This window comes from Microbacterium sp. (genome assembly GCF_051953575.1).
GTDB lineage: Bacteria > Actinomycetota > Actinomycetes > Actinomycetales > Microbacteriaceae > Microbacterium.
In genome coordinates this window covers 1-4,062 of the sequence record NZ_JBQCIP010000166.1, presented here as the reverse complement: position 1 = coordinate 4,062, position 4,062 = coordinate 1, and the positions used below count along the sequence as shown (strand labels likewise).

Below are 4,062 nucleotides of genomic sequence, written 5' to 3'. Positions count from 1 at the left end.
GTCGTTGCTCACGACCTCGGGCGAGGCGCCCGGGTACGTCGAGACGACGATCAGCGCGGGGAACTCGATCGACGGGATGAGCTCCTGCTTGAGGTTCGTCAGCGCGAGGCCGCCGAAGATGGCGGCGACGATCGTGATGAGGGCGATCAGGGCGCGGTTCTTGAGACTCAGGACGGCGAGGTTCGACACAGCAATGCCTTCGCTGGGTGAGGTGGTGCATGGATGCGGAATCCGCACGATACGAACGTGTATCGGTTTTCAGTATTTCATGCACTCAAACGCCCGATAGGACCGCTCCCAGCCCGAGCCCCAGCCCGGCGCCGACCGCGGCGAGCACGAGGGTGCCGAGGAGGTTCAGCGCGGCATCCCGCCACCGTCTGCGCTGCGCGAGCAGCACCGTCTCGACCGACACGGTGCTGAAGGTCGTGTAGCCGCCGAGCAGGCCGAGGCCGAGCACGAGCGACAGCTCGGGGGCGATGGCCGACCCGAGCCCGGTGACGACGCCGAGCGCGAACGAGCCCGACACGTTCACGACGAGGATCCCCACGGGGAACCGCGCGCCGCGGGCGGGCGTGAGCCACCGGTCGACCGCGTAGCGCAGACCCGCGCCGGCGCCTCCGGCGAGCGCCGCGACCAGCAGCCAGGGGTTCACTCGGCGTCCTCGAGGGGCTCGATCTCACCGGGCACATCGGCGATGCGGCGCCCGATGAACAGCCCCACGACCGCTCCGACGACACCCGCGATGACGGATGCCGCAGCCAGCGCACCGGCCAGCCAGGGCGTCGACAGCCACAGCGTCGTCGCCACCGCGAACGCGCTGTAGGTGGTGAAGCCGCCCATCACGCCGGTGCCGAGGAATGCGCGGGCGAGGGGATGCCGGTCGTCGAGCCAGCCGACCACCACACCGAGCAGCAGCGAGCCGACGGCGTTGATCGCGAGGGTGACCCATGGCACGGCGCTCGGGTCCACGACGGGTGCGATGATCAGCCCCCGCGCCAGGACGCCGACGGCCCCGCCCACGACGGTCACCCCGAGCACACGCGGATCGAGGGGCTGCGGCATCCCCTCACGCTACTCCGGCGCGTCTCGGCGCCCGGATGTCAGCGGCCGGATCTCAGCGCCCGGATCTCAGCAGCCCGCGGATCGCCGACTCGGGCGTGATCGACAGGTCGAGCAGGTGGCCGTCGCGGTAGCGGGCGAAGACGCGCGGGTCGATGTACGAGCTGCGGGCGACGGAGGGCGTGTTGCCGAGGGCCTCCGCGGTCGCCCGCACGGCGAGCACCTCGGCGCGCTTGAGATCGGACTTGGTGTCGACGGTGCCGATGCGTGCGAGCGCATCGGCGGCGAGGATCGTGCCCCGCAGCGTCCGGAAGTCCTTGGCCGTGAACCGTCCGCCCGTGAGCGCGCGGACGTACGCGTTGACCTCTGCCGGGGTCAGCGGCACGCGGCGCCCCGCCCGGTCCCAGGCCAGCAGCGGCGAGCGCGGCCGGCCCGCCGCGAGCAGCTCGATCGCGGCGGCGAGGTCGGCGTCGTCGACCTCGAGCAGCTGTCGCTTGCCGCTCTTGCCGGGGAACGACAGCGAGACGGTGGATGCCTCCACCGAGGCGTCCCGTCGCTGCAGGGTCGTCAGCCCGCGGCTGCCGTGCGCGGCGAGGTAGCGCTCCGAGCCGATGCGCGGCGAGGCTTGATCGAGCAGCCGGAACGCGACGGCGAGCACCCGCTCGCGATCGAGGGCGGGGCGCCGCAGCGACGTCGTGACGCGCGCCCGGGCACGCGGCAGCGCCTCGGCGAGCGCGAGCGCACGGGCGAACTTGCCCCGGTCGCGTCCTGCCGTCCAGTCCGGGTGGTACAGGTACTGGGTGCGCCCGGCGTCATCGACGCCCACGGCCTGGATGTGCCCGTCGGGGCGCGCGCTGATCCAGACGTCGTGCCACGCCGGCGGGATCACCAGCGCCTGGATGCGCTCCAGATGGCGGGCGCCCGGGGTGCGGCCCTTCTCGTCCACATAGCGGAACCCCGACCCCGCGCGCACGCGGCGGATCCCCGCGTCGCGGTAAGGCCGCACGCGCACGAGCTTCGGCATCCGTCCTCCATTCCTGCGAGTCCGGATGCCGGCTCGCGCCGCCGCCTCAGTGGTTGCGGATCATCGAGATCAGCTCGGACTTCTTCTTGTCCGAGTATCCGTGCAGGCCGAGCTCTTTCGCGCGCTTGCGCAGCTCGGGCACGGTGCGGTCGTCGTAGTCCTTCGCGTTCGCGCCGCGCCGGCCGACCGTCTTGCGGCCCTGGCTGGCGGCGGCGTTCGAGATGCGCGCGGCCTTCTCTTTCGAGGCGCCTTCGTCGCGCAGCTCTTCGTACAGTTCACGGTCCTTGAGGTTGGACCCTCGCCGTCCAGGCATGATTCCTCCTTCTCGTGGCGGCCGCGATGCCGGCGGTCACAGTCCCTTGCCGCCGGTCACCGGCAGGATGGCGCCGGACGTGTACGTCGCCTCGTCGCTCGCGAGGTAGACGTACGCGCCGGCGAGCTCGGCGGGCTGCCCCGCACGGCCGAGCGGCGTGTCCTTGCCGAACGTCGCGAGACGCTCGGCGTCCCACCCCGTGGCCGGGATGAGGGGCGTCCAGATCGGGCCGGGAGCGACGCCGTTCACGCGGATGCCCTTCGGCCCGAGCTCCTCGGCGAGCGCCTTGACGAACGCGACGTGCGCCGCCTTCGTCATCGCGTAGTCCAGCAGCCCGGGCGACGGGTTGAACGCCTGGATCGACGTCGTCACGATGATCGACGCCCCCGGCTTCAGGTGCGGGATCGCTGCGCGCGCTGTGAAGATCGGGGCGTACAGGTTGGTGCGGACCACGCGGTCGAGCTCCTCGGTCTCGAGGTTCTCGAGGCCGTCGCGGTCCTTCTGGTACGCGGCGTTGAGCACGAGCACGTCGAGGCCGCCCAGCTCGTCGACGGTGCGGGTCACGATGTCGGCGCAGAACTGCTCGTCCCGCAGGTCTCCGCTGAGCGCCAGCGCGTGCGAACCCGCCTCGGTCAGCCACCGGACGGTGTCGTCGGCGTCGTCCTGCTCCTCGGGCATGTGGGTCAGCGCGACGTCCGCGCCTTCTCGCGCGAAGGCGATGGCCACGGCCCGGCCGATGCCGGAGTCACCGCCGGTGATGAGAGCGCGGCGTTCGCTGAGCCGCAGGGATCCGCGGTAGCTCCGTTCGCCGTGATCGGGTTCGGGGCGCGTCTCGTCCGTGGTTCCGGGCTGCTGCTGCTCCTGCTCGGGGAAGCCGTCGGTGCGGTGCGCGGTCGTGGGGTCGGTACCGGTCGATGTGCTCATATCGCGACGCTAGAAGCGGGGCCCGCGTCGATCACGGGGGTTGACTTCGACGCCGTACGGCCTTAACGGCGAACCGTCTATCACCGGCGACGCGACCGCGTCAACCCACTACGGCGCAGTGCCGACCGGTGGGACTGTCGTGGTGTGCCTACGAGGCAACCGGCGCACCTGCGTCGGCACCCACAAGGAGGACCCCCATGAACATCGCCCTCATCATCATCATCGTCATCGCCATCATCCTCGCGATCGTCGGCGGGCTGAGTTCTGCTCTGAACTGGCTGCTGTGGGTCGCGATCATCGTCGGTGTCATCGCCCTCATCGCGTTCCTGTTCCGCGTACTCAGCGGAAGCAACCGCACCTGACACCCCGGGAACGAAGAAGTGGATGCCGCAGCCTGACCGGGCCGCGGCAGCCACTTCTGCCGTTTACAGGTGCGCGTCCGCGTACACGCGGAGCGCGTCGCGGACGAACTCGGCGCCCTTCGCACCGCCGTAGTTCGCGGCGAACCGCGGGTCGGCGACGTACATGTCGCCGAGTCCCTGCACGTACGCCTTGACGTCGCCGCCGGGCGACGCCGCGGGAGTTCCGGGGATGCCGGTCAGCCACGCGACGTGGCGCTCCGCGAGCGCCTGCGCCTCGTCGCCCTCGGGGGCGACGCCGGACTCCGCGGCCGCGATCCAGTCGCGCCCGAGGTCCGCCACGCGCTGCTGCCACGCGGCCTTCTCGTCGGCGCTCATCGAGC

General features: G+C 71.4%; 8 protein-coding genes. 1 reads left to right on the top strand and 7 read right to left on the bottom strand.

The features are described from left to right. The 6 genes from ACTHNQ_RS10455 to ACTHNQ_RS10430 form a co-directional block, all read right to left on the bottom strand. Nucleotides 1–189 (bottom strand): efflux RND transporter permease subunit (locus tag ACTHNQ_RS10455; RefSeq protein ID WP_440333313.1); only part of this gene is annotated, 189 nt, incomplete at its 3' end. A gap of 85 nt (nt 190–274) precedes the next feature. Next, complete coding sequence (crcB, locus tag ACTHNQ_RS10450; protein WP_440333312.1) at nt 275–652, bottom strand: fluoride efflux transporter CrcB; 378 nt, start codon at nt 650–652, stop codon at nt 275–277. Continuing rightward, entirely contained in the window at nt 649–1,062 is a 414-nt protein-coding gene (locus ACTHNQ_RS10445) for a fluoride efflux transporter FluC (RefSeq protein ID WP_440333311.1), read from the bottom strand. The genes crcB and ACTHNQ_RS10445 overlap by 4 nt, the downstream gene beginning before the upstream one ends. A 52-nt stretch (nt 1,063–1,114) precedes the next feature. Continuing rightward, entirely contained in the window at nt 1,115–2,083 is a 969-nt protein-coding gene (locus ACTHNQ_RS10440; RefSeq protein WP_440333310.1) for a DNA topoisomerase IB, read from the bottom strand. Nucleotides 2,084–2,129: 46 nt separating this feature from the next. Next, entirely contained in the window at nt 2,130–2,396 is a 267-nt protein-coding gene (locus ACTHNQ_RS10435; protein WP_018173859.1) for a DUF7218 family protein, read from the bottom strand. Nucleotides 2,397–2,432: 36 nt separating this feature from the next. Further along, nucleotides 2,433–3,320, bottom strand: a complete 888-nt coding sequence (locus tag ACTHNQ_RS10430; protein WP_440333309.1) for an SDR family oxidoreductase — start codon at nt 3,318–3,320, stop codon at nt 2,433–2,435. A 197-nt stretch (nt 3,321–3,517) separates the two neighbouring features. Between ACTHNQ_RS10430 and ACTHNQ_RS10425 the strand changes: the two genes are divergently transcribed. Next, nucleotides 3,518–3,682 carry a hypothetical protein gene (locus ACTHNQ_RS10425; protein ID WP_018173857.1) on the top strand — a complete coding sequence of 55 codons (165 nt, stop codon included), beginning with the start codon at nt 3,518–3,520 and terminating at the stop codon, nt 3,680–3,682. A 63-nt stretch (nt 3,683–3,745) separates the two neighbouring features. Here the strand turns inward: ACTHNQ_RS10425 and ACTHNQ_RS10420 are convergent. Continuing rightward, nucleotides 3,746–4,062, bottom strand: a 317-nt coding sequence (locus ACTHNQ_RS10420; protein WP_440333308.1) for a TipAS antibiotic-recognition domain-containing protein, incomplete at its 5' end; no start/stop codon positions are given.